The organism is Streptomyces sp. NPDC107454, assembly GCF_055582885.1.
In genome coordinates this window covers 35,671-58,996 of record NZ_JBVJPA010000003.1, presented here as the reverse complement: position 1 = coordinate 58,996, position 23,326 = coordinate 35,671, and the positions used below count along the sequence as shown (strand labels likewise).

Annotated in this window: 21 protein-coding genes and 1 tRNA gene; 13 read left to right on the top strand and 9 right to left on the bottom strand. The window is 69.5% G+C overall.

Annotated elements, in window-relative coordinates; genetic code table 11:
* Window positions 1-8: 8 nt before the first annotated feature.
* From ACZ69M_RS07890 to ACZ69M_RS07880, 3 genes are read right to left on the bottom strand one after another with little or no spacing between them, the layout of a single operon-like run.
* The gene (locus ACZ69M_RS07890) at window positions 9-680 is read right to left on the bottom strand and encodes a hypothetical protein (RefSeq protein WP_470047665.1); all 672 of its coding nucleotides are present in this window, start codon (window positions 678-680) and stop codon (window positions 9-11) included.
* The gene (locus tag ACZ69M_RS07885; RefSeq protein ID WP_470047664.1) at window positions 680-1,285 is read right to left on the bottom strand and encodes an RNA polymerase sigma factor; all 606 of its coding nucleotides are present in this window, start codon (window positions 1,283-1,285) and stop codon (window positions 680-682) included. Before ACZ69M_RS07885 ends, ACZ69M_RS07890 begins: the two co-directional genes overlap by 1 nt.
* The gene (locus ACZ69M_RS07880) at window positions 1,282-1,461 is read right to left on the bottom strand and encodes a hypothetical protein (RefSeq protein WP_470047662.1); all 180 of its coding nucleotides are present in this window, start codon (window positions 1,459-1,461) and stop codon (window positions 1,282-1,284) included. The genes ACZ69M_RS07885 and ACZ69M_RS07880 overlap by 4 nt, the downstream gene beginning before the upstream one ends.
* Before the next feature lie 249 nt (window positions 1,462-1,710).
* On the opposite strand from ACZ69M_RS07880, the gene ACZ69M_RS07875 reads away from it, so the two are divergent.
* The gene (locus tag ACZ69M_RS07875; protein WP_403703503.1) at window positions 1,711-2,070 is read left to right on the top strand and encodes an MmcQ/YjbR family DNA-binding protein; all 360 of its coding nucleotides are present in this window, start codon (window positions 1,711-1,713) and stop codon (window positions 2,068-2,070) included.
* A gap of 46 nt (window positions 2,071-2,116) precedes the next feature.
* Here ACZ69M_RS07875 and ACZ69M_RS07870 read toward each other — a convergent pair whose 3' ends face one another.
* Together ACZ69M_RS07870 and ACZ69M_RS07865 are read right to left on the bottom strand one after the other, a co-directional pair.
* Window positions 2,117-3,034 (bottom strand): transketolase family protein, encoded by a 918-nt coding sequence (locus ACZ69M_RS07870; RefSeq protein WP_470047660.1) that lies wholly within the window; start codon window positions 3,032-3,034, stop codon window positions 2,117-2,119.
* A 126-nt stretch (window positions 3,035-3,160) separates the two neighbouring features.
* On the bottom strand, window positions 3,161-3,865 hold the full coding sequence (locus ACZ69M_RS07865; RefSeq protein WP_470047658.1) for a transketolase: 705 nt from the start codon (window positions 3,863-3,865) through the stop codon (window positions 3,161-3,163).
* A 183-nt stretch (window positions 3,866-4,048) separates the two neighbouring features.
* Between ACZ69M_RS07865 and ACZ69M_RS07860 the strand changes: the two genes are divergently transcribed.
* The 8 genes from ACZ69M_RS07860 (at window position 4,049) to ACZ69M_RS07825 (ending at window position 13,808) form a co-directional block, all read left to right on the top strand.
* A tRNA-Pro gene (locus ACZ69M_RS07860) sits at window positions 4,049-4,125 on the top strand.
* Window positions 4,126-4,857: 732 nt separating this feature from the next.
* Window positions 4,858-6,672, top strand: a complete 1,815-nt coding sequence (locus tag ACZ69M_RS07855) for an ABC transporter ATP-binding protein (protein WP_470047657.1) — start codon at window positions 4,858-4,860, stop codon at window positions 6,670-6,672.
* Window positions 6,673-7,032: 360 nt separating this feature from the next.
* Entirely contained in the window at window positions 7,033-8,220 is a 1,188-nt protein-coding gene (locus tag ACZ69M_RS07850) for a sensor histidine kinase (RefSeq protein ID WP_352051175.1), read from the top strand.
* Window positions 8,217-8,618, top strand: coding sequence for a roadblock/LC7 domain-containing protein (locus ACZ69M_RS07845; protein WP_382131405.1), 402 nt, complete (start codon window positions 8,217-8,219; stop codon window positions 8,616-8,618). Before ACZ69M_RS07850 ends, ACZ69M_RS07845 begins: the two co-directional genes overlap by 4 nt.
* Window positions 8,615-8,992, top strand: coding sequence for a DUF742 domain-containing protein (locus ACZ69M_RS07840; protein ID WP_054232691.1), 378 nt, complete (start codon window positions 8,615-8,617; stop codon window positions 8,990-8,992). The genes ACZ69M_RS07845 and ACZ69M_RS07840 overlap by 4 nt, the downstream gene beginning before the upstream one ends.
* On the top strand, window positions 8,967-9,560 hold the full coding sequence (locus ACZ69M_RS07835; protein WP_054232690.1) for a GTP-binding protein: 594 nt from the start codon (window positions 8,967-8,969) through the stop codon (window positions 9,558-9,560). Before ACZ69M_RS07840 ends, ACZ69M_RS07835 begins: the two co-directional genes overlap by 26 nt.
* An 8-nt stretch (window positions 9,561-9,568) precedes the next feature.
* The gene (locus tag ACZ69M_RS07830) at window positions 9,569-10,915 is read left to right on the top strand and encodes a cytochrome P450 (RefSeq protein WP_403703489.1); all 1,347 of its coding nucleotides are present in this window, start codon (window positions 9,569-9,571) and stop codon (window positions 10,913-10,915) included.
* A 391-nt stretch (window positions 10,916-11,306) separates the two neighbouring features.
* Window positions 11,307-13,808, top strand: a complete 2,502-nt coding sequence (locus tag ACZ69M_RS07825) for a tryptophanase (RefSeq protein ID WP_470047653.1) — start codon at window positions 11,307-11,309, stop codon at window positions 13,806-13,808.
* Window positions 13,809-13,897: 89 nt separating this feature from the next.
* On the opposite strand, the gene ACZ69M_RS07820 is transcribed toward ACZ69M_RS07825, so the two are convergent.
* Both ACZ69M_RS07820 and ACZ69M_RS07815 read right to left on the bottom strand, forming a co-directional pair.
* The gene (locus ACZ69M_RS07820; RefSeq protein WP_470047651.1) at window positions 13,898-15,445 is read right to left on the bottom strand and encodes a serine/threonine-protein kinase; all 1,548 of its coding nucleotides are present in this window, start codon (window positions 15,443-15,445) and stop codon (window positions 13,898-13,900) included.
* A gap of 84 nt (window positions 15,446-15,529) precedes the next feature.
* Window positions 15,530-16,057: an NUDIX hydrolase family protein gene (locus ACZ69M_RS07815; protein ID WP_470048364.1), complete on the bottom strand. Its 528-nt coding sequence runs from the start codon at window positions 16,055-16,057 to the stop codon at window positions 15,530-15,532.
* An 855-nt stretch (window positions 16,058-16,912) separates the two neighbouring features.
* Here ACZ69M_RS07815 and ACZ69M_RS07810 point away from each other — a divergent pair.
* Entirely contained in the window at window positions 16,913-19,306 is a 2,394-nt protein-coding gene (locus tag ACZ69M_RS07810; RefSeq protein WP_470047649.1) for a M4 family metallopeptidase, read from the top strand.
* 141 nt (window positions 19,307-19,447) lie between these two features.
* On the opposite strand, the gene ACZ69M_RS07805 is transcribed toward ACZ69M_RS07810, so the two are convergent.
* Window positions 19,448-19,714: a metal-sensitive transcriptional regulator gene (locus ACZ69M_RS07805; protein WP_095857593.1), complete on the bottom strand. Its 267-nt coding sequence runs from the start codon at window positions 19,712-19,714 to the stop codon at window positions 19,448-19,450.
* Window positions 19,715-19,829: 115 nt separating this feature from the next.
* Window positions 19,830-20,114: a hypothetical protein gene (locus ACZ69M_RS07800; protein WP_470047647.1), complete on the bottom strand. Its 285-nt coding sequence runs from the start codon at window positions 20,112-20,114 to the stop codon at window positions 19,830-19,832.
* A gap of 287 nt (window positions 20,115-20,401) precedes the next feature.
* On the opposite strand from ACZ69M_RS07800, the gene ACZ69M_RS07795 reads away from it, so the two are divergent.
* The 3 genes from ACZ69M_RS07795 to ACZ69M_RS07785 all read left to right on the top strand — a co-directional run bounded on the left by ACZ69M_RS07795 (window position 20,402) and on the right by ACZ69M_RS07785 (window position 23,314).
* A complete protein-coding gene (locus ACZ69M_RS07795; protein ID WP_352051180.1) occupies window positions 20,402-20,926 on the top strand; it encodes an RNA polymerase sigma factor in 525 nt (174 codons plus the stop codon).
* 101 nt (window positions 20,927-21,027) lie between these two features.
* The gene (locus ACZ69M_RS07790; protein WP_470047645.1) at window positions 21,028-21,609 is read left to right on the top strand and encodes a hypothetical protein; all 582 of its coding nucleotides are present in this window, start codon (window positions 21,028-21,030) and stop codon (window positions 21,607-21,609) included.
* 133 nt (window positions 21,610-21,742) lie between these two features.
* On the top strand, window positions 21,743-23,314 hold the full coding sequence (locus tag ACZ69M_RS07785; protein ID WP_470047643.1) for an ABC1 kinase family protein: 1,572 nt from the start codon (window positions 21,743-21,745) through the stop codon (window positions 23,312-23,314).
* Window positions 23,315-23,326 lie beyond the last annotated feature (12 nt).

The following is a 23,326-nucleotide window of genomic DNA, read 5'->3' as shown; positions in this document are numbered from 1 at the left end:
CTCCGCGGCTACAACAGGGAGGTCAGGTGGCGCAGCTCCTTCACGAGAGGTGGCCTGGGGAGCGGGACGATGCCGATCTCCGGGTGGTGCAGGCGGGCGATGTGCGGGTGGACGTGGTCGATGAACGCCGGATCGACCAACGGCGCGGTGACGCGGTCGCCGCACATGTAGGTGGGTTCGAAGTGCTCGCGTACCAGCTGGATGCGCCAGTGGTCGGCGTCGTGGTACTCACCGCTGTGGGCGTGTTCGAGGAACAGGCAGTACTCGGCGACCTGGTGGCCGACCCCGGCCGCGAAGCGCCACCAGAAGCGCGCCCCGCTGCTGTCGCCCGCCACGTGCAGCAGACACGCGAAGACCAGAGCGCCGGTCTTGTCCGCGTACTGGCTGTCGATGAACTCGCTCAGATGACGGTCGGCGTCCGGCCCGAACAGCACCAGCAGGCTCACGGCGTTCAGGTCCCACCAGGCGCGGTCCGCGTCCGGGGTGCGGTCGTCCTCGGGGGTGGTCCACACGGCTCTGACGAGCGCGGCATCGGGGTTGCGCGGGCGGTGCCGGGCCGCCTGACGACTGCGCAGACGGGCTTCGGAGGCCGCGAGGTCGTAGTCGGCGTAACGATCCTGCGTACGCGCTTTGGCCAACAGGTCGTCGACGGTGCGGCGGTCGGACGGCAGGGTGCTCATCAGGGGTTCTTCCCGTCGGAGTGCTCCGGGCAGCGGACTTTGAGCAGGGTGGCGAGGCGCCGCCGGCCGGTGCGGAGCTGGGAGCGGACGGTGGCCTCCTCGTTGCCCATGAGTACGGCGGCTTCGGCGGCCGTGAAACCTATGCCGTAGTAGAGGAGGATCGCGTCCCGCTGCCGCTCGCTCAGGGAGCCGACCGCGACATACAGGGCGATGGCGTCGGTGAGCGTGTCGTACGGATCCTCGGCCGGATCGGCGAGCGCCGCCTCGAAGGCGGCGATCTCCATCAGCTCCGGGCGGCGCCGGCGCTTGCGGTGCATGTCGATGATGCGGCGCTTGAGGATCGTCCAGGCGTAGCCCTCCAGGTTCTCCATCCGCAGCATCCGCGGCCAGCGGTCCATGACCTGGTCGAAGGTCAGGTCCACGGCCTCCTCCGCGTCGGCGTCGGAGCCGAGCTGGAGATAGGCGTAGCGCATGTAGTCCTGGCGGCGCTGGTGGTGGAAACCCCAGTACGCCATCTGCACGGTGGGGTCCCACTGGTCGATGGGTACCACCCGCGGTGCGCCGACGGCCCCGCCGGTCTCCTCCGGCCCGCCGTCGCCGTTCACGGGACGTCCCGGGTCGACCCGGCGGCGCGGGACGGGGCGCGGGTGCCGGTCAGTCCGGTGATGCCGATCCGTACGCCGGCCGTCAGGAGCCGACGGCAGCCGCGGACGACGTCCGGGCCGAACACCCTCATGCCAAGCGCGATCTCGAACAACCACGCGGCAGCGCTCTGCTGCACGGGGTCCTCCCCAGTACCTGTGCTGATCGAAGGTGCCGTGTCCCCACCCCGGCACCAGAGGCACCATCCGCCTCCACCCATGAAGCGTTCGGGCTGACCCGAACGTGCAGCCGGTGCTCGAAAAATATTACGGTCAGTATCGATCCGATTGCAGCTGGTTCAATCATCGACCATCTCGGGCGGGGAGCCGGGAGCGCCCGAACCCGCCGACCCCCGTCGATGTCAGTGTCTTTGGCTACCGTGCCTCCCATGCCGGATGCCGACGATGTACGCCGTACCGCCCTCTCCCTGCCGGACACCACGGAGAAGATCGCCTGGAGCATGCCCACCTTCCGGGTCGCGGGGAAGATGTTCGCCACGCTGCCCGAGGAGGAGACGTCCATCGCGGTGCGCTGCCCGAAGGAGGAGCGCGACGAACTCGTCCTGGCGGAGCCCGGCAAGTTCTGGATCGCCGACCACGAAGCGGGTTTCGCCTGGGTCAGGGTCCGGCTCGCCGCCCTGGAGGACGGCGACGAACTCCGCGACATCCTGGCCGACTCCTGGCGCCAGGCGGCTCCGCCCCGGCTGCTCGACGCCTACCCGGAGCTGGGACTTCCGAAGGGCCACTGACACGCGGGTCCGCACGGGGCCGCGCGTGTCCGCACGGGGGGCGGACTCAGGGGCGCGGTCGGCCCGAGGCGCTCAGGAAGCCGCCGATCCGCTCCCGGAGGGATCCCGCGTCGAGGCCGTGCGCGGTCAGGTGCTCGTCGACGGTTCCGTACCGGCGCAGCTCACGTCGGCGCACGCCGAGGCCGAGGACACGGTGGGGTACGTCGGCGAGCGCGTCGCCCGCGGCGGCCGTGGACGTACCGGCCAGATACGGCTCCACGAGGACGACGTCGGTGCCCGCCGCCTCCGTGGCGCGGCGCAGGGTCTGCCCGTCGAAGGGCCTCACGGTGGCCGCGTACAGGACGGTGACGTCGAGTCCCTCCGTGGCGGCGAGTACGGCGTCGAGCATCGGTCCGACGGCGACGACGACCCCTGCGCGTCCTTCCCGGACGGTACGGAAGCGGGCTCCGTCGACCGGCAGGCCCTGCGCGTTGGACTGCACGGACAACCGCACGTACACCTTGTCGTCCCCGGCGGCGACCGCCCGCCGCAGCAGCTGCTCGGCCTCGTCCGGATGGCCGGGAACGTGCACGGTCCAGCCGTCCAGCGTGTCGAGCAGGGCCACGTCGCCGGGTGCCATGTGAGTGAAGCCTCCAGCGGGCCAGTCGAAGGACGCGGCCGCGCTCACCAGCACCGCGCCCACGTCCTGGTGTCCGAGGTCCAGCTTGACCTGCTCGAACGGCCGCTCGACGAGGAAGCTGGCGAAGGTGTGCACGACGGGCCGCAGACCGGTCAGCGCCAGGCCCGCGCCCGCCCCGACCAGGAGCTGTTCACGGATCCCGACGTTGATCACCCGATCGGGATGCCTGCGCCGGCCTTCCGTGAAACCGTCCTTGCCGATCTCGGCGAGGACGACCGCGACCCGAGGGTCCTCGTCGAGCAGCCGCGTCATGACGGGGGCGAAACGATCACGCATGGTGTCCAAGGAAGGGGGTCCTTTCGGGGGCGTACGGGATGAGAAGAGGGAGCGTCCGGAGCCGCAGATGCCTTGCATGTCTCAGGTGCGTCAGGTGCGTCAGGGGCGTCGGGTGCCTCAGACGTCTCGGGTGTCTCAGGCGGACTTGGGCTCGACCCGGGCGACCACCACGTGCGGGCGTCCCGGGTGGGGCGCGGTGAAGGCGGCGTACAGCGCCTCGTGGTCACGGCCGTCGACGGGCAGGGCGGACCAGCCCGCGGCCTCGAACCGGGCGGCGATACCGCCGGACCGGGCATGGCTGGCGGAGGAGTTGTCGATCACCACGGTGTGCAGCCGGTCGAGACCTGCCGGCCCGGCGTACGCGATCGCCTCGTGGTTGCTGCCCTCGTCCAGTTCCGCGTCGCCGATCAGGACCCACACACGGGGCTTGTCCAGCCCCTGCGCGCGCAGGCCCAGCGCGGTGCCGACGGCGATCGGCAGTCCGTGGCCCAGCGACCCGCTGCCGATCTCGGCGCCGGGTACCAGCACCCGGTCCGGGTGGTGTCCGAGCGGTGAGTCGTACGCGCCGAAGTCCGGCAGCCACTCCACGGGCACGAAGCCCTTGGCCGCGAGCACCGCGTAGTACGCCATGGGCCCGTGCCCCTTGGAGAGCAGGAACCGGTCCCGCTCCGGATCGTCCATCCGCTCGGGCCCGACCCGCAGCACCCGGTCGTAGAGCACCCACAGCGCGTCCAGCGTGGACGTCGCCGCCGGTCCGTGCTTCTCGTCGCCGGTCATCAGCCCCATCAGGCGGGGCAGGTCCTGGTACTGGTGGCGGCGTTCCGTCTCGATGATCGTCATGCCGACGATCGTGCAACCTCAACCAAACTTCAGGTCAAGTGCCGCCCCGAAGTCTTCCCCCGCCCGGCCCCGTGGTCCCGCGCCCCGGTCGGCCCCGAATAAACGGATGCGCGACCATCGCCCCGAGTGCGGTATTGTTTCCGTGCGCGTTCAACCAGGGGAAACCCCAGGTCAGACGGGCAACGGGACGTGGCGCAGCTTGGTAGCGCACTTGACTGGGGGTCAAGGGGTCGCAGGTTCAAATCCTGTCGTCCCGACCAGCTTCACAGCAGGTCGGAGGCCGTCTTCTCAGGAATGAGAGGACGGCTTTTTCGTGTCCGCTCCTTCATGGCCCTCCGGGAGCTGCCAGGTGACGGGCGGCTCGCAGTACGAGCATCTGCGGAGGTGCCCGGCAGGACGGTCCACACCGGCCGCCCGCCTCACGGACCGAGCTCTCCGGCGCGAAGGCGGCCACCGGCACGAAGCTCGCGGCGGTGCGCTGATGGCCATGAACGACCGCACGCCGCGGCATCCGTAACGGTCCAGGGGCCGGCCAACCAGGAACGGCCCGCCGAAGGCAGCGAAGCAGAGACCGGTGGCGACGGGCAGGACGTGCTTGTCGAAGAGAGCCGCGGCCGTGACCGCGAAGGGCAAAAGAAAGTCCCGGTCGGCAGGGTCGGAAAGAGACACCTGGGCGCATCGAGGCAGGGGTGATCGGGCCGCCTCGGCTCAGGGCACACGTCTGTTCGGCCGGGTCGCGCAGGCGTGCGACGTGCGCCGTTGGCCGATAAAAACGCTTGGACTGCGCGGGAGCCCTCGCGGGACACTGCGATTCCTGGCCCGCCGTACTCGCACGTGGGTGTCGCCGCGGGCCCGTCGTCGTACCCCGCCCGTCGGAGGACGACCCGAGCGCACGCGCTCACTCGAAACCGAAGCTCCACACGGCCACTGAGGCAACGGAATCTCCCCGGAGAAGCACGCGGCAGGCTGCCGCACGACCACACAGGGTTGGGATGGGATCGCCTGAATCGCGCGAGGGTTCACCGGGCAAAGGCTCGGTGCTCCTCGCCCTTCGCTATTACGGACGGGAGTTGGCCCGGCTCCGACGGCTGACCGCCCCCGCGATGCTGCTGCCCGCGCTCGGCAACATCGGCATCAACTACATCGCGCCTCTGATCGTCGCGAAGCTCGTCGGCCGGCTCGCCGGCGACTCCGGCATCTCCATCGGCTCGGCGCTGCCGTACGTCCTCGGCTTCGGCGGCGTCCTGCTGCTCGCGGAGCTGCTGTGGCGCCTCGGCCTGCACTGCCTGAACCGTCTCGACGCCCTCGGCATCGAGCAGTTGTACGTCATCGGCATGGACGAGCTGTTCGCCAAGGACGCCGCGTTCTTCCACGACAACTTCGCCGGGTCACTGACCAAGCGGGTGCTGAGCTTCGCCTCCCGCTTCGAGGAGTTCGTCGACACGATGACGTTCCAGGTCGTGGGCAGCTTCGTGCCGCTGGTGTTCGGGGCGGTGGTGCTGTGGCGCTACGAACCGCTGCTCGTCGTGGGGCTCCTGGCGATGATCGCGCTGACGGGGCTGTGCGTGTTGCCCCTCATCCGCCGCCGTCAGGCGCTCGTCGACCAGCGCGAGGAGGCGATCGCCCGGGTGTCGGGCCATGTCGCCGACAGCCTGATGAACATGGACACGGTCCGGGCGTTCGCCGCCGAGGAGCGCGAGGCCGCCGAGCACCGGTCCCGTGTCGCGGCCTCGCGGCGGCTCATGCTGAGGTCGTGGGACTACGGCAACCTGCGCATCGACACACTGGTCGCGCCGATGTCCGTGCTGACCAACGCGCTGGGCCTGCTGCTCGCGGTCGCGCTCGGCGGAGGCAGCCACGGCGTGGAGGCGGTCGTGGTCGCCTTCACGTACTACAGCAACGCGACGCGGATCATGTTCGAGTTCAACCAGATCTACCGCCGTCTGGAGAGCTCGATGACGGAGGCCGCGCAGTTCACCGAACTGCTGCTGAAGCCGCCGACCGTGCTCGACCCCAAGGCGCCGGAAGCGCTGCTGTCCCGGGCCGCCGACGTCCGCTTCGAGCAGGTGACCTTCGCCCACGCGGGCGCGCAGCCGCTCTTCGAGGGACTCGACCTGGCGGTGCCCAGCGGGGCGAAGATCGGTCTCGTCGGCCGGTCCGGCGGGGGCAAGACCACGCTGGCCCGGCTGCTGCTGAGGATGACGGACATCGACTCCGGCCGCATCCTGATCGGAGGCCAGGACATCAGCAGGCTGCGCCAGGCGGACCTGCGCGGACTGATGGCCTACGTGCCGCAGGACCCGGCGATGTTCCACCGCACCCTGCGGGACAACATCGCCTTCGCCCGGCCGGACGCCACCGAGGCCGAGATCCGTCGCGCGGCCGAGGCGGCGCATGTCACGGAGTTCGCCGACGCGCTGCCGGACGGCTTCGGCACCATGGTGGGCGAGCGCGGGGTCAAGCTGTCCGGCGGGCAGCGCCAGCGGGTCGCACTCGCCAGGGCGATCCTGCGCGACGCACCGATCCTGCTGCTCGACGAGGCGACCAGCGCGCTGGACTCCGAGAGCGAGATTCTCGTACAAGAAGCGCTGTGGCGGCTCATGGAGGGCCGGACGGCGCTCGTCGTGGCGCACCGACTGAGCACGGTCGCCACCATGGACCGGCTCGTCGTCCTGGACCGCGGACGCATCATCGAGCAGGGCACGCATCAGGAACTGCTCGCGTCGGAAGGTGCCTACGCGAAGCTGTGGCAGCACCAGTCGGGCGGTTTCCTCGACGACAGCCAGGAGCCGGCCGACCTGCACTGAACGCGAACCCGGCGGGCGTGGGGTCCCCCTGCGCCCGCTCGGCGGGACCCGCCCCCACCGCTGCCCACTCCGGGCACCGATTGACGAAAGCCGCAGAGCCCCCTTTTCGGATGTCGTTGAGGATCTGACAACTCATCAATGTTCGCAAGTACTCCTCATATTGACGGTCCGTCACGAGTTGGGGCGATGATACGATCGCCGCACTTGCCGAGCGGGCTATGGGCACAAAACGACTCTTCCGGCCAAACGACTCTTCTGGCCAACTGTGCGGCCCGGCCGGTAAACCCTGCGCAGTGGGCTGTCGGCCCGCCGCGCTGACGGAATTCAGTAGCTGGCTGTCAGTCGCTTGAAGAGAGTCTTATGACGCAATACATGCAGGACCCGGCTCTCTGGGCTCTTATCGCTGGTACTCCGCTTGCAGCTACCGCCATTATTCGCGGAAAGCGGTCTGCGCGGAGTTTAAGGCAGGGAAATCAAGAACTCAGAGATCACTACGCTGAGCTTGAGAATCAATATTCAGCCTCGGTGAAGAAGGCTCAGGAGCAAGCCGAGGAAGCAACGAGAACCGCGCTCAAATCGGCGATGCGGACGCTTCAGGGTCTCGCCGCCGAACAGCAGTTGGCTATTTCAAGACTGCAGAGCAAGTACGGCGAGTCGGTGATTCTCCAGGACCTCCTGGAAATCGACCACATGAACTCGCAGTTCGGGCGGCGCGCCCAGTCCATCGCGGTGCTCTGCGAAGGCTGGCTGGGACGGCAGCGTGACGTCGCGTCGGTTTACGACGTGGTCCGCAGCGCGCAGGGCAGGATCCGGCACTTCCAGCGGGTCGAAATTCTTTCGCAGGTCGATTTCGCGGTCACCAACCGGGCTGTCGAACCGGTGGCGCTGGCCCTTGCCGAACTGCTCGACAACGCCACGAGCTACTCGGCACCGGAAACCAGTGTCGAGATCAATGTCCGTGCCGTACCCAAGGGCATCTGCATCGTCGTCGACGACGCCGGTGTCGGCATGAACGAGGAGGAGAAGGCCCGAGCGGCGAAACTCCTTTCGAGTGAGCGGGCCTCGGGTGTCTCCGGGCTCGGCAATCCTCCGCAGTTCGGCTTCGCGGTGATCGGTGTGCTCTGTGAGCGCTACGGCTTCACGGTGTCCGTCGACTCGACCTCTCCCTACGGGGGTGTGCGAGCGGTGGTCCTGCTGCCGGACGAGCTGCTCACCAGCATGCCGCAACCAAAGGAGCGAGCACAGACTGTGAGCACAGTTCCCTCGCTGAACCCGAGCGGCCCGGAACCCGCCGCGGCGGTGTCCACGACCGCCGACGGTCTTCCCAAGCGCCGCCGCAGGCGGGCCATGGCCATCGTGCCGCCGAGTTCCGAAACCACGGGCGTCCCCATGACCACGGGCACCCCGATCCGCTCCGAAGAGGAGACCGCCTCGATCATGGGTGCCTTCCAGCGCGGCACGCAGTCCGGTCGAGCCGCGCTCCCGGAGCCTGCGGGCCGCACGAGCAACGCACATGACGCAAGCAGCGAAGGGCATGAGGTTTCGTGAACAACGATCTGTCATGGATGCTTGACGGCGTCCTGGAGATTCCCGGGGCTCTGCACGCGGTCCTGGTCTCCGCCGACGGGCTCTTGATGGCGTCCTCGAAGGGGGTCGGAAGGGACCACGCGGACACCGTCGCCGCCGCGATGAGCGGGGTGCAGTCACTGAGCCGCTCGATCGGGTTCTTCTGCGACGGGTCCGATCTGAAGTGGCGGCAGACGCTCGTCGAGTTCGACGGCGGCTGGGTCTTCTTGATCTCCGCCGGTGACGGCGCGTACCTCGCGGTCTCGGCCTCTCCCGACATCGAGATGGGGGAGATCACCTTCCGTATGCAGCAGCTCGTCGGCCAGCTGGGCAAGGCGCTGACGACTCCGCCGCGCGAGAACATCGGCGCACGCCAGTGACCGATTCCGAGCGGCAGGAGCCCGAGGCCGCGGAGTTAGTGCGGCCGTACGTCATCACCAATGGCCGGGACCTCCCCGACGGCGACCAGTTCTCCCTGATCACGCTGGTCACGGCGGCCGCCGACCATCAGCAGCGGCCGGCCCGGCTCTCCCCCGAGGAACAGAGCCTGCTGGAGATGTGCTCCGGCGGCTACCTCTCGGTCGCCGAGATCGCGGGACACCTGCGCCTGCCCATGGGCGTGGTGAAGATCCTTCTCAACGCCCTCGCCGAAGGCGGTTACCTCATCACGCGCGCGCCGGTGGCGCGCGCCCGCCTGGTCGACGAGCAGATTCTTCAGGAGGTGCTGGATGGTCTCCGGGCCCGTTTTGGATGAGAAGGCGTACGTCCGTGGTGGAGCGGCGCAGACCGCCGTGAAGATCCTGATCGTCGGGCACTTCGCGGTGGGCAAGACCACCTTCGTCGGGACGATGTCGGAGATTCCTCCGCTGTCCACGGAGGAGACGATGACGCAGGCCGGCGAGGAGATCGACGACCTCAAGGGCGTCCGCGGCAAGACCACCACCACGGTGGCCATGGACTTCGGACGCCTCACGATCAGTGATCACGTCGTGCTGTACCTGTTCGGTACGCCGGGCCAGCAGCGGTTCGTGCAGATGTGGGAGGACATGGCACGCGGCGCTCTCGGGGCGCTCGTGCTGGTCGACCCCGAGCGGCTGGCGGACTCCTTCGCCGTCATCGACCTGATCGAGCAGTACGGACTCGCCTACGCCATTGCCGTGAACCACTTCGACGGCACGCCGATCCGTGGCGAAGAGGCGCTGCGTGAGGCGCTGGACCTGCTCCCCGACACCCCGGTCGTCACCTGCGACGCTCGCGACGAGAATTCATCAGCAAGCGCCCTGATCACCCTCGTTCACTATTTGCAGGACCGTGCCCGCTAGGAGCAAGCATGAACACTGAATCCACCGCCCCCGTGCCACCACCCGGCTGCCCGGCTCATGCCACGGGTGAGCCGGTGCCGCTGCACGGGGCCGAGTTCGCGGCGGATCCGCAAGCCTATTACGAGTACATGCGTCACTACGGGCCGACGGCTCCGGTCGAACTCGCCCCCGGTGTCGAGGCGACCCTGGTCACGGATTACTCGGCGGCGCTCCAACTGCTCCAGAACGCGGGTGCCTTCCGGAAGGACTCGCGTCGCTGGCGGGATTTCAACGAAGGTGAGATCAGTCCGGACAGTCCGGTGCTTCCGCTTCTGGTGTACCGGCCCAACGCCATGTTCAGTGACGGGGCCGAGCACATGCGGCTGCGGCAGGCGATCACGGACAGCTTCGCGCGTGTCGATTCGCATTGGCTGAGCCAGAGCGCCGAGCGGGTCTCCAATTACCTCATCGCCCAGTTCCACACCCGTGGCTCGGCCGATCTGCTCAACGACTACGCCAAGCTGCTGCCGCTTTTCGTTTTCAACGAACTCTTCGGCTGCCCCGCGGAGATCGGCGACCGGGTCCTCTTCGGTATATCCGGCATTTTCGACGGTGTGAATGCCGAGAAGGCGAACGAGGTACTGGGTCAGGCCGTGGGCGAGCTGGTGGCCCTCAAGCGGTCCCGGCCCGGCGACGACGTCACCTCCTGGCTGATGCAGCATCAGGCGCGCCTGACCAACGAGGAGATGGCCCACCAGCTCGTCCTGCTCCTGGGCGCCGGTGCGGAGCCACTGCGCAACCTCATCTCCAACACCTTGCACCTGCTGCTGACCAACGACCGCTACGCGGCAGGCGGGTTGATCGAAGAGGCCATCGACACCACGCTGTGGAAGAACCCGCCCATGGCGAACTACGCGCCGCACTACCCGGCGGCCGACATGGAGTTCGGGGGACAGAAGCTGGCGGCGGGCGACCTCGTGCTGGTCAGCTTCGCGGCCGCCAACACCGACCCGGCGCTCGCGGCGTCCCGGCACGCGTCGAGCAACCGCTCCCACCTGGCGTGGAGCGCGGGACCGCATGCCTGCCCGGCCAAGGACCCCGCCCGGCTCATCACCGTGACGGCCATCGAGAACCTCTTCAACCGGCTGCCCGACGTCGAACTGGCCGTACCCGAGGACAGTCTGACCTGGCGTCCGGGTCCCTTCAACCGGGCGCTCGCCGCGCTTCCGGCCCGTTTCACCCCCGTACGGGCCGCCCGGCAGCCCGATCCGCAGCACCGCCCGGAGACCACGGCGCGCAGCGACCAGGGAGGTGCGCAGGGCCGGCAGGAGCGTGGCGGGCTGTGGAGTTCGTTCCTTTCCTGGTGGAAAGCGTGAGATACGCAACAGCCGCCAACATCCTCGCACTGCATCAATATTCAACCGGAGGGGTAGGGAAGAGCGCGGCAATCGTGTTGATCACAAGTTAAGGAGGTGTCGTGGAGCCCTCGACCATCGACGCCACTTCAGCACAGCACTCCGCAGCCACGCTCCGTCCCCGACGGGGGACCTCTCAAGGGAGCTTCGACCCCCGCGCCATACCCGTCGCACCACACAAGCTGGATGGCGAGATACCCGCCCGCACGGGCGGGTATCTTTTTGCCCTCCTTCCCGGGCCGACCCGACGGGAGGGCCGATGATCACCTCCCGTACAGGGAGTGGACCGGTCACGGACACGCAACCGCTCGGCGGTTACGTGTCCGACCAGTTACTCCGACTGTGCCAAGCCATGGGTCTCGAACCGTCCGACGGCGAGATCTACGCGCGTGTTCTGACCGACTGTCTCGGTCCCGTCGCGGAGCGTCCGTTGGACGAACCGCCGTCCTACCCGAGTTTCCTGTCCGACGACCACACGCCGGTGGAGTACTCCCTCGCCTTCGTGCCGGACGCGCCCCCGACCCTGCGCGTGCTGCTGGAACCGGGGTACGGCGCCGAAGGCCTGGCGGAGAACGGGCGCGTCGGACTGCGTGTGGTCCGGGCCATGGCGGAGCGCTGGGGCTTCGCCACCGACCAACTCGACCGGCTGGAGGACCTGTTCTTCCCGCCGGCCCCCGAGGGCCCGCTGGCGCTGTGGCTGGCCCTGGAGTTGCGGCCCGGCGGAGTCCCCAAGGTCAAGGTCTATCTGAACCCGGCGGCGTCCGGGGCGGATCGGGCCGCCGAGACGGTGCGTGAGGCGCTGGACAGGCTCGGCCACCGGCAGGCGTTCGCCGCGCTGCCCCGGGCCGACGGCTATCCGTTCCTCGCCCTCGACCTCGGGGACTGGGAGACGCCCCGGGTGAAGGTCTACGTCACCCATCGGAACCTGGCCGCCGCCGACGCGGGTGAACTGCCCCGCACGGACCCCGGGCCACGGCCCGAGACCGTACGGGAGTTCCTGCGGGTCGCGGCGGGTCTCGACAGCTCGCCGCAGCACTCGGGCGCCAGGAAGGGCGTACGGCTGGAGGGGCGCCCCGTGCTCTCCTGTCACTCCTTCACGGAGTCCGGGACCGGTCTGCCGAGCGGCTTCACCCTCCACGTGCCGGTCAGGGACTACGTCCGGCACGACGGGGAGGCCTATGCGCGAGCGGTGGCTGTGCTGCGCCGACACGGCATGGACACCGCGGCGCTCGACCGGTCGCTGGCCACCGTCACCTCACGGCTGCTGCACGAAGGCGTGGGGCTCATCGCCTATCTGGCGCTGGTGTACGAGCGGGGCCGACCACCCCGTGTGACCGCGTACATCTCCTCGGAGGCGTACGCGGTACGGCCGCCGTTGCCGGCCCAGCCGCCCCAACAGACGTTCTCCCCCCATCGCACGGCGGGTACCGAGCCGCGCGAGACCCTCCACTCAGTAGGAAACGGAAAGGCAGGCGCAGAAATCAGGATGGAGCCGTACCGGATCAAGGTCGTCGAACCTATCCCGCTCACGACCCCCCAGCAGCGCAAGACGGCACTCGAACGAGTGCACTACAACCTGTTCGATCTGCGCGCGGAAGAGGTGACCATCGATCTGCTGAGCGACTCGGGGACCGGTGCGCTGTCCTCGGCGCAGCTCGCCGTGGGCATGGCCGGTGACGAGTCCTACGCGGGCTCGCGATCCTTCTACCGTTTCCGGGACACGGTGGCGGAACTGACCGGCTTCAGCCACATCCTGCCGGCCCACCAGGGGCGTGCGGCGGAACGACTCCTGTTCTCCAATCTCCTCAAACCCGGCGACACCGTCCTGTCCAACACGCACTTCGACACCACCCGCGCCAATGTGGAGCTGGCGGGCTGTGTGGCCCGCGACCTGCCCTGCGCCGAGGCGCGGAACCTGGACAGCTCGGAACCCTTCAAGGGGAACATCGACCTCGAGGCCCTGGAGCGGGGGCTGACCGAGACGACCGGCTCACGTGTCGCCGCGGTCGTCATGACCATCACCAACAACGGCGGTGGCGGTCAGCCCGTCTCCATGGAGAACCTGCGGCGGACCTCCGAACTCTGCCGCCGGCACGGTGTCCCCCTGATCCTGGACGCCGCCCGGTTCGCCGAGAACGCCTGGCTGGTCACCCGGCACGAGGCGGCCTACAAGGACCGCACCCCGCGCCAGGTCGCCGAAGAAGCGTTCCGCCTGGCCGACGGCTGTGTGATGAGCGCCAAGAAGGACGGCATCGTCCACATCGGCGGCTTCATCGGGCTGAACGATCCGGAACTCGCCCAGAAGTGCGAACTCCTCCTCATCGCCACCGAGGGGTTCCCGACCTACGGGGGGCTGGCCGGACGCGACCTCGACATGATCGCCCAGGGTCTCCTGGAGGTGACCGAACCTTCCTACCTCGCTGAGCGGGCGGAGAGCGCCGACCACCTGGCCCAGCGGGTCCGCGCCGCCGGCGTGGACATCCTGGAGCCGCCCGGTCTGCACGCCATCTACCTCAACGCGGGCCGGCTGCTGCCCCACATACCGCCCCACCAGTACCCCGGCCACGCTCTCGCCTGCCGGCTCTACCTGGAGGGCGGCATCCGGTCGGCCGAACTGGGGTCGCTCTACCTCGGCGAGGAGGACGAGGACGGGAACCCGGTCAAGAGCCCGCCGTACGAGCTGGTGAGGCTGGCGCTGCCGCGGCGCGTCTACACGCGCAGCCACTACGACCACGTCGGCAGAACCCTGGAGACCATCGCCAAGAACGCGGAGTCCGTGCACGGCTACCGGATCGTGGAACAGTCCCCGATCCTGCGGCACTTCCGCGCCAAGCTCCAGCCGGTGACCGTCTAGCGGGTGGGGGAAACGCCGTCCTGAGGCCGCTGCCCGGTCACGTCGTTCACGACGTGACCGGGCAGCGGCTCGTCGGCGCCCGGCCGCTCCTACCCGAAGTGGCTGTCGGTGATCTCCCCGTCCTCCGTGGCCGCGTGGGCGACACAGCGGAAGGCGCGGAGTCCGTCGGACCACTGCTGGGCGGTCGGCGGCAGGATGTCCGTGCTCCACCGGCCGGTGACGGCCCGTCCGGCGGCCGTCCGGGACTTCAGCATGACCTCCTGCGAGCACAGCGCCTTGACGGTGGGGTGCTTGATCAGGTCCCGGGCGTTGTTCGTCATCCCGTCCCTGGGCAGCGGGGCGATGGCGAAGGTCTCCCACACGTGCTTCACCCGGCAGTCCGCGAGGCTGACAGTGATCGTCCCCGAGATGTCGGTGATGCCGCTCCAGCACTCGGGGGTCGTGACGCACCGGCCGCCCGCGCCGTCGACCGTGGCGGCGGGGCAGTCCCGGGTGGTGGTCGACACCCCACCGAACCCCGTGTTCACGGCGGGCGTGGTGACGGACGGCCGGGACGCGGCCGAGGGGGACTTGGGGGTGCCGGACCCCCCACCCCCGTAGGCGATGACGGTGACCGAGACGCCCACCGAGACCGCCACCGCCGCCACCGCGGCGATCAGCCACGGGCGTCGCCTCTTGTCCTGCCGGTCCCGCGACGCCGGGGCGGTGGTCGTGCCCGGCGGACCGGGCACGGGCGGCGGCGTGGTGTCCCGCCGCGCGGGGACGGTGGTGGTCCGGCCGCCGGGTAGGGGACCGAAGCCGACCCGGTCGGCGCTGTCCACGTCGACGGCGGCGAGCGCGTCACGCAGTGCCCCGGCGTCGGACAGCCGACGCGCCGGGTCCGCCACCAGGGCCCGCCCGAGCACCTCGTTGAGGTCCGTCGGCACGCCTGGCAGGTCGGGGTAGGGCCACGTGTGCCGCACGATGAGTTCCGCGAGACTGAGCTCGGTGCCGTCCTCGGGGAAGTGCGGCGGGCGGCCCCGCAGCAGGGCGTAGACCGTGGCGGCGAGCGAGTACACATCGCCGGCCGGGGTCGGTTCGGCCAGGTGGAACGCCTCGGGCGGAGCGTACGCGGGGGTCAACGCCTCCCGAGTGACCGACAGTTCCCGGTCCGGCCGGGGCATCGCCGCGAGGCCGAAGTCGGCGAGCGCGACACCGCCGTACCGGTTGATCAGGATGTTGCCGGGTTTGATGTCCCGGTGCAGCACCCCCGCGGTGTGCGCCGCGGCCACCGCGTCGGCTATGCCCACGCCGATGTCGCGGGCCTCCTTCACGGACAGGGGGCCCTGGAGGTGAAGACGATCACCCAGGGAGCCGCCGGGGCACAGTTCGAGCACCATGTACGGGCGGTTGTCGCCGAACACCCCGGCGTCGTACACCGGGACCACGTGCGGATGCCCGGACAGCTGCCCGGCGGCGGTGACCTCCCGCATGAACCGCTGCCGGTCGCGGGGCGAGTCGAGCACCCTGCTGTCCACCTTGAGCGCCACCTCGCGGCCCACGGCCAGCTGCCGCGCCCGGTACACCGTGGCGAACCCGCCCTGGCCCAGGACCTCCTGGATCTCGTACCCGGCCAGTTGCATTCGTTCGAACCGCATCGTGCCCGTCATCCCCCAGCGCAGGACCACCCCCGCGGCAGCAGGTCTGGCCGGGGACCGCGCCGACTCTAGCGGAGGCCTTCGTCAGGACAGCCGGCCCACATGGGCCAGGGCCTGCTTGAGGAGGGCTCCGTGGCCGCCCGGCATCTCGCCCAGGACCGCGGGCGACGAGGCTTCCTCGGGGCTGAACCAGACCAGGTCGAGGGCGTCCTGCCGGGGGCGGCAGTCGCCGGTCACCGGGACGATGTAGGCGAGCGAGACCGCGTGCTGGCGGGGGTCGTGGAACTGCGTGACGCCCACCGTGGGGAAGTACTCGGCGACAGTGAAGGGCTGGAGCGAGGCCGGGATGCGGGGGAGCGCCACCGGGCCGAGGTCCTTCTCCAGGTGGCGCAGGAGGGCGTCCCTGACCCGCTCGTGGTGCAGCACCCGGCCCGAGACGACGGTGCGGCTGACCGTCCCGTCCGGCCCTATGCGCAGCAGCAGTCCGATGCTGGTGACTTCGCCGTTGTCGTCGACGCGGACCGGTACGGCCTCGACGTACAGGATCGGCATGCGTGCGCGCGCGCTTTCGAGTTCGTCGGGCGTCAGCCAGCCCGGCGTGGTCTCGGTCATGTCAGACATTGGGTGATCATACTTTCAACCCTTCCGGATCCGCGCGCAATGTTCGCCGTGGTGTCTGGTGGCCATTGTCATCACCCACAACGTGCGCGCGGTGGAACGGATACGCCGACTGGCCGGATCGTTGGAGAAGGCCGCCGGATGCGCAGGGCAGCCGGCGGGCCGGGAGAGCAGCTGTCGGGCCAGGAGGGCAGCCGTCGCGTCAGTAGGGCAGCAGGCGACCCGACGGTGTCCTGCGGTCGATCGTCACCTCGCGCGCGGTGGCGGGGCGACGGCTGGGGCGAATGCGGATCTGGCGGTTCATGGCGGCCTCCTCGGACTCGTACAACCAGCTTCCACGCCACCGCGCTCACGCGCGTCGTGCTCACGGGCCACCCGCACCTCCCCCTGAGGGGTGGACGCGCGACCCGGTCGTACTACCAAGGAGGGATGCCGACCCTGGGGCACGGTCCGGCGCGATGCCGTGCTCTCCGGGCTTATCCCCATTCCGCCTTCGCATACTCCGTCGTCATGCCACCGGCGAAGTCGCGTCCGGTGAGGTGGACGCCCCCCGAGCCGCCCCCGAGGTACGCCGGGCGCCGCCATCCGAGTGAAGACGGGCTCCCGTGCGCCCCGGGTGAACCTCGTCCGTGCGCCCCACGTGAGCGCCGTCGAGGGTTAACCCTCGATTGCCTCCGGTCTGCATGACATGTCTACGTCAAGCTGCCATTCTTCTTCCTCACCTGCCGGACAGGCCTCACACGGTCTGCGCAGGGGCCCCGCACTGCTCAGCTCGTCCCGGTCAGCACATCCCGTCTGCCCGGGTCTGTCACCGGCCGTCGACGCGCGGCCGCAGCAGTAGGAGTACGAGTGAGACGAATCCCCCGTCAGGCGGTCGCGGCCGGAGCGCTGGCGGCCACCGCCGCGTTCCTGGCCGTCGGCATACAGACGGTCCCCGCGGCCGCCAAGCCTGCCGCCCCCCACCCCAGTCCGCTGCGCACCGGCGGCCTGGAGGCCAAGCTCACCCCTGCCCAGCACTCGGCACTGCTGAAGAGCGCGGCACAGAAGACCACGGCGACCGCCGGCACCCTGGGCCTCGGGGCCAAGGAGAAGCTGGTCGTCAAGGACGTAGTCAAGGACCAGGACGGTACGCTCCACACCCGCTACGAGCGCACCTACGCCGGCCTGCCGGTGCTGGGCGGCGACGTGATCGTCCACACCCCGCCGGCCTCTCTCGCCGCCGGCACCGTGAGCAGCACCTTCAACAACAAGCGGACCATCAAGGTCGCCTCCACCACCGCGACCTTCACCAAGTCCGCCGCCGCGAGCAAGGCGCTGAAGGCCGCCAAGTCCCTGGCCGCCGGGAAGCCCACCACCGACAGTGCCCGCAAGGTGATCTGGGCCGGCAGCGGCACCCCGAAGCTTGCCTGGGAGACCGTGATCGGCGGCCTCCAGGACGACGGCACCCCGAGCCAGCTGCACGTCATCACCGACGCCACCACCGGCCAGGAGCTCTACCGCTACCAGGGCATCAAGACCGGCACGGGCAACACCCAGTACAGCGGCACGGTCACGCTGAACACCACGCTGTCCGGATCGACGTACCAGCTGTACGACACCACGCGCGGCGGCCACAAGACGTACAGCCTCAACAACGGCACGTCGGGCACGGGCACGTTGATGACCGACTCCGACGACACGTGGGGCACCGGAGCAGGCTCGAACACCCAGACCGCCGGCGCGGACGCCGCCTACGGCGCCCAGGAGACCTGGGACTTCTACAAGAACACCTTCGGCCGCAGCGGCATCAAGAACGACGGGGTCGCGGCCTACTCGCGCGTCCACTACAGCTCGGCGTACGTCAACGCCTTCTGGGACGACAGCTGCTTCTGCATGACCTACGGCGACGGCTCGGGCGGCACCCACGCGCTCACCTCGCTGGACGTGGCCGGGCACGAGATGAGCCACGGCGTCACCTCCAACACGGCGGGCCTGGACTACAGCGGTGAGTCCGGCGGCCTCAACGAGGCGACCTCCGACATCTTCGGCACCGGCGTGGAGTTCTACGCCAACAACGCCTCCGACCCCGGTGACTACCTCATCGGCGAGAAGATCGACATCAACGGCGACGGCACGCCGCTGCGTTACATGGACAAGCCGAGCAAGGACGGCGGCTCCGCGGACAGTTGGTACTCAGGCGTCGGGAACCTGGACGTCCACTACTCCTCGGGCCCGGCGAACCACATGTTCTACCTGCTCTCCGAGGGCAGCGGCACCAAGGTCATCAACGGCGTCACGTACAACAGCACGACCTCCGACGGAGTCGCCGTCGCGGGCATCGGCCGGGCCGCGGCCCTGCAGATCTGGTACAAGGCGCTGACGTCGTACATGACGTCCAGCACCAACTACGCGGGCGCCCGCACCGCCGCCCTGAACGCGGCCACCGCCCTCTACGGCGCCGGCTCCACCCAGTACGCGGGGGTGGCGAACGCCTTCGCGGGCATCAACGTCGGCAGCCATGTCACGCCGCCGTCGAGCGGGGTGACCGTCACCAACCCGGGCAGCCAGTCCTCCACCGTCGGCACCGCGGTGAGCCTGCAGATCTCGGCCAGCAGCACCAACACCGGCTCGCTGAGCTACGCCGCGACCGGGCTGCCCACCGGCCTGTCGATCAACAGCTCCACCGGAGCGATCACCGGGACACCGACCACCGCCGGGACGTACAGCACCACGGTCACCGTCACCGACAGCACCGGAGCCACCGGAACGGCGTCCTTCACCTGGACCGTCAGCTCCTCCGGCGGCGGCACCTGCACCTCGGCCCAGTTGCTCGGCAACCCGGGCTTCGAGTCGGGCAACACCACCTGGACCGCGACCAGCGGCGTGATCACCAACTCCAGCAGCCAGGCGGCGCACGCCGGTTCGTACAAGGCGTGGCTGGACGGCTACGGCTCGACGCACACCGACACGCTCTCCCAGTCGGTGACGATCCCGTCCGGCTGCAAGGCCAGCTTCACCTTCTACCTGCACATCGACAGCGCGGAGACGACCACCAGCACCGCGTACGACAAGCTGACGGTCACCGCGGGCACCACCACGCTGGCGACGTACTCCAACCTCAACAAGGCCACGGGGTACACGCAGAAGACCTTCGACCTGTCCTCGTTCGCCGGTACCACCGTCGCCCTGAAGTTCAGCGGGGTCGAGGACTCCTCGCTCCAGACCAGCTTCGTCGTCGACGACACCGCCGTCACGACCAGCTGATCGATCCGATCGACACCGTCTGACGCCTCCCCGGCAACAGCCGCGACGTGGGTCACCCGCCAGGGTGGCCCACGTCGCGTCGGTGTGTCGTCGTTCCCGTGATGTCCGTCGTTCCCGTGAAGTCGTCGTTCCCGTGCCGGCTCAGGCGAGGGCGAGGAAGAGCTTCTCGAGTTCGGCCTCGGACATCGGGGGCGTCTCGTCGTCGGCCGCGGCCATGCACTGGCGCATCCCGCTGGCGACGATCTTGAATCCGGCGCGGTCGAGGGCGCGGGAGACGGCGGCGAGTTGGGTGACCACGTCCTTGCAGTCGCGGCCGGCCTCGATCATGGCGATGACGCCGGCGAGCTGCCCCTGGGCACGGCGCAGGCGGTTGAGGATCGCGGTACTGGCTTCCTCGTCGACGGACATGGCCATGGGGTGGGTCCTCCTCGGAGTGGTGCGGTTCAGTTTACCCCCTGGGGTATCAATGGGGCGGCCGTCCGATCACCTCCACCAGTCGGCCCGACCGGTCCGATGACCTTCTTTATCCCGGGATCGTCAACCGGCCGGTTCGCCCGGGTGACCGCTGGGGGAGGGTGCCGAGGGGGGCGAGGGAGCCGAGCCCGGCGGCGAGAACGAGCCAGGCGGCCGCGACGACTTTCGGGGTGGTGGTGGTCCCTCGCGGCGGCCCGGCCCGTTCCCGGGCGCTCGCCGTGGTCCGAGGCCGGCTCTCGGGTGCCCGTCCGCGGTCGAGGAACTTGGCGCGATCGACCCCCGCGCCGCTGAGGCGGATGTGATTTCGGCCCCCTTTTGATGCGGCCTCGCTCATGGCGTGACGTTTCCGCAGACGTGAGGTGCCGCAAGTGCATGCATGAAATGTGTAGCACGGCATGGGGCGCGCCGGAACGCGGTCCTCCGTTTTCCATGCGGATGAGTGGTCCGCATTCCCTCTGGTTTGTTGGTGTGTTGACACGGAAAAGAACCTTCGCGACGGGTGGGGATAAGCCGTGCGAATATTCCGATTCGCACCAGGGAATCAAGCTCGGGGCCATGAATCACAGGGAATTGCTAGACCACTTAGATGAGGGCGGAATCGTCCACCGAGGGATTGATCGAGTGAGCCGCGAATCCCAGGAAGAGGTGCGGCGCGAGTTCTCCTGGGATGTGATCGCCAGTCATCGGGAGCGACTCATGAGGCTGGTCCGCCGCCGGCTGCCGAATGCCCAGGACGCGGAGGACTGCGTTCAGGAAGCGATGCTCAGAGCGGCGGCCCACGGCAATCTCGACCAGGACCGGATCGGTCCCTTTCTGACCTCGGTCGCCCTGCGTCTTTGTGTGGACCACTACCGCGAACTGGAGCGGAGACGGCGGCTGTTGCGCCGCGCGGCGGACGTGGGCGGACCCGAGCTGCCGGACGAAGGTGTGTGCGACCAGGACTTCGGGCGCTGGCTGCTCGGCCAGGTGCACCTGCTGCGGGGCCGGGAGCGGCAGGTGGTTCTCGCCCGCGCCCATGGGATCTCCACGCTGGAATTCGCCCGCATGCACCAGATCTCGGTCAAGGCGGCCGAAGGCGCGTTCACGCGCGGGCGGGCTCGGCTGAGGCTGGTCTGCGCCAGAGCCCTCGACGGCGCCGCGGCATAACGGATTTCCGCCTTCCTCCCGCGTCCGGCGAAAGCCGGGAGTGGGGACGAAAACGGCTCCCGAATTCCGGGAGTGCGGATGAGATGGAAAGGGTAGTGACCGTGAGCAAGAACAACACCCAGGACACCATCAAGGATTTCATCGGCGATATCGCCGACAGCACCAAGAAGGCATTCGATGAAATCCTCGACCGGAAAGGCGATGATTCGCATTCCATGGACTGGCTCACCCCGGGGAATCCGTATCAGGCGCTGAACGGGCTCCCCGGCGATGTGCTGCGGACGGTCAGCGCGCTGTCCGCCCTCGGCGGCGTGGCCAACCCCGTGGCCGCACTCGCCAACGCGGCCAACGCCGCGGCCGGCCTCGGCGCCGCCAACCCGCTGGCCGCACTGGGCGGTGGGGCGCCCAATCCACTCGCGGCCCTGACGGGCGGCGGCGCGAACCCGCTCGGCGCCCTCGGCGGTGCCAATCCGCTGGGCGCGCTCGGACAGGTCGCCGGCGGGGCGGTCTCGGCCGCCTCGGGCGCGGCCGACATGGCGGAGGGCCTGGCCGCGCTGCCCCGGCAGATCGCCCAGCTCTCCGAGCTCGTCTCCTCCCTGGTGAACGTGCTGGAGGGCGTCCAGGGGGTGGCCGGCGCCATGGCGGGCGCCGGGCGGGCACCGGCGGCGAGGAAGAGCGGCTGATCCGCCGCTGATCCGGGGCTCACCGGGCGCGTACCGCCTCACCTCGGGTGAGTGATCGCGCCGCATGACCCACGTGCGTGGGCGATCGCACGGATGACCGACGGAACTCGTCAGGCACAGGAGGTTGTGACACATGGGTGCCATGCTCGGCAGTCGGCTCCGGCTGGTTGTGAAGGTGCTGGGAAGCCTCGTCGCCGACGAGGTCGGCCAGGTGACGCGGGAGCGCCGGCGGTCCCGGCAGGACCCGAACTCCCCGGCGGAAGGCGAGGCCTCCGCCGGGGACGGGACCACCTCCGTGGACGGGGCACGCCGTGCGAAGGCGGTGCGGCACGCCCTGGAGAGCCTCGGCCCGTTCTATGTGAAGCTCGGCCAGATCCTCTCCACCCGGCCCGACATGGTGCCCGCCTCCATGATCGGCGAACTGCAGAACCTCCACGACCAGGTCGACGTCCAGCCCTTCGCCCTCTTCGAGCCCGTGCTCCAGGAGGAGCTGGGACTGGACTGGAAGCGCCGCTTCGACGACATCGAGACCGTCCGCCCGCTCGGGGCGGCCTCACTGGCCCAGGTCTACCGGGTGACGCTGCCCGGGGGCCGCCCCGCCGTGGTGAAGATCCAGCGGCCCGGGATCCGGGACACCGTCCGCGCGGACATGGCCCTGATGCGCAAGGCGTCCCGGATCGTCGCCCGTACCGCACCCCGCTTCAACGAGGTCATCGACGTCGAGGCGATGCTCGGTTCCATCTTCGACGCGATGGAACCCGAGCTCGACTTCACCGGCGAGGCCCGCAACATGGACGAGGCCCGCGAGAACATCCGCCGCTACCCGTCGCTGTCCGTGCCCCGGGTCGTCCACGCCACCCCCAAGGTGCTGATCCAGTCACTGGCACCCGGCACCTCCGTACGCCATCTCGACCGCCGCTCGTTCAGCGACCGGGAGCGCACGGACATCGGCAAGGACCTGCTGCGCTTCATGTACCGCGGGTACTTCGTCGACCGGATGTTCCACGCCGACCCGCACGCGGGCAACGTCTTCGCACGGCCCGGCGGCCCGGCCACCCTCATCGACTGGGGCATGGTCGGCCGCCTCGACCGGCGCACCAGCCTCCAGCTGCTGCCCCTGCTCATGGCCATCGCGCAGAACGACGGCCACGGTCTCGCCCACGCGTGGGCCGACATGGGCCGGGTCACCGCCTGGTCGAACCTGCCCGCGTTCGCCGCCGACATGGCCGCGCTGGTCCCCAAGGTCGCCACCGCCTCCCTGGAGGACATCAACTTCGGGGTGTCCCTGACCACCGTCCTGGAGAAGGCGACCCGGCGGGGCATCGGCTCGGCGCCCGCCATCTCCCTGCTCGGCAAGTCCTTCGCGAACCTGGAGGGTTCGGTGCGCTGTCTCGCGCCGGACATCGCCCTCGCGGAGGTCTTCAAGGCGGAGGCCCGCGGGATCATCCTGGCCCTGATCCGCGAGTACTTCTCCGTGGACCAGGTCGCCCGCAACACGATGGACCTCCTCTCGGCCGCCGCGTCCGCCCCCGAACAGTGGCGCGGGCTGCTCTCCGACGCGGCCAACCGCCAGTTCGCGCTCCAGCTCCACGAGCCGCACACGCCCGCGTCCATGGGCGGACAGCGGCCCTGGTCACCCTCGCGCGGGCTCATGGCGCTCGGCGCCGCGGCCCTGTTCCTCGACCGCCGCCGCACGCCCCGCTGACCCACCCCGCCA

Excerpts from the sequence above, each read along its gene's own strand:
- ACZ69M_RS07825 (WP_470047653.1), top strand. The coding sequence starts at position 11,307 with ATGGGTCTCGAACCGTCCGACGGCGAGATCTACGCGCGTGTTCTGACC.
- ACZ69M_RS07815 (WP_470048364.1), bottom strand. The coding sequence starts at position 16,057 with ATGACCGAGACCACGCCGGGCTGGCTGACGCCCGACGAACTCGAAAGC.
- ACZ69M_RS07820 (WP_470047651.1), bottom strand. The coding sequence starts at position 15,445 with ATGCGGTTCGAACGAATGCAACTGGCCGGGTACGAGATCCAGGAGGTC.
- ACZ69M_RS07805 (WP_095857593.1), bottom strand. The coding sequence starts at position 19,714 with ATGTCCGTCGACGAGGAAGCCAGTACCGCGATCCTCAACCGCCTGCGC.
- ACZ69M_RS07875 (WP_403703503.1), top strand. The coding sequence starts at position 1,711 with ATGCCGGATGCCGACGATGTACGCCGTACCGCCCTCTCCCTGCCGGAC.
- ACZ69M_RS07835 (WP_054232690.1), top strand. The coding sequence starts at position 8,967 with ATGGTCTCCGGGCCCGTTTTGGATGAGAAGGCGTACGTCCGTGGTGGA.
- ACZ69M_RS07800 (WP_470047647.1), bottom strand. The coding sequence starts at position 20,114 with ATGAGCGAGGCCGCATCAAAAGGGGGCCGAAATCACATCCGCCTCAGC.
- ACZ69M_RS07830 (WP_403703489.1), top strand. The coding sequence starts at position 9,569 with ATGAACACTGAATCCACCGCCCCCGTGCCACCACCCGGCTGCCCGGCT.
- ACZ69M_RS07890 (WP_470047665.1), bottom strand. The coding sequence starts at position 680 with ATGAGCACCCTGCCGTCCGACCGCCGCACCGTCGACGACCTGTTGGCC.
- ACZ69M_RS07865 (WP_470047658.1), bottom strand. The coding sequence starts at position 3,865 with ATGACGATCATCGAGACGGAACGCCGCCACCAGTACCAGGACCTGCCC.
- ACZ69M_RS07855 (WP_470047657.1), top strand. The coding sequence starts at position 4,858 with ATGGGATCGCCTGAATCGCGCGAGGGTTCACCGGGCAAAGGCTCGGTG.
- ACZ69M_RS07850 (WP_352051175.1), top strand. The coding sequence starts at position 7,033 with ATGACGCAATACATGCAGGACCCGGCTCTCTGGGCTCTTATCGCTGGT.
- ACZ69M_RS07785 (WP_470047643.1), top strand. The coding sequence starts at position 21,743 with ATGGGTGCCATGCTCGGCAGTCGGCTCCGGCTGGTTGTGAAGGTGCTG.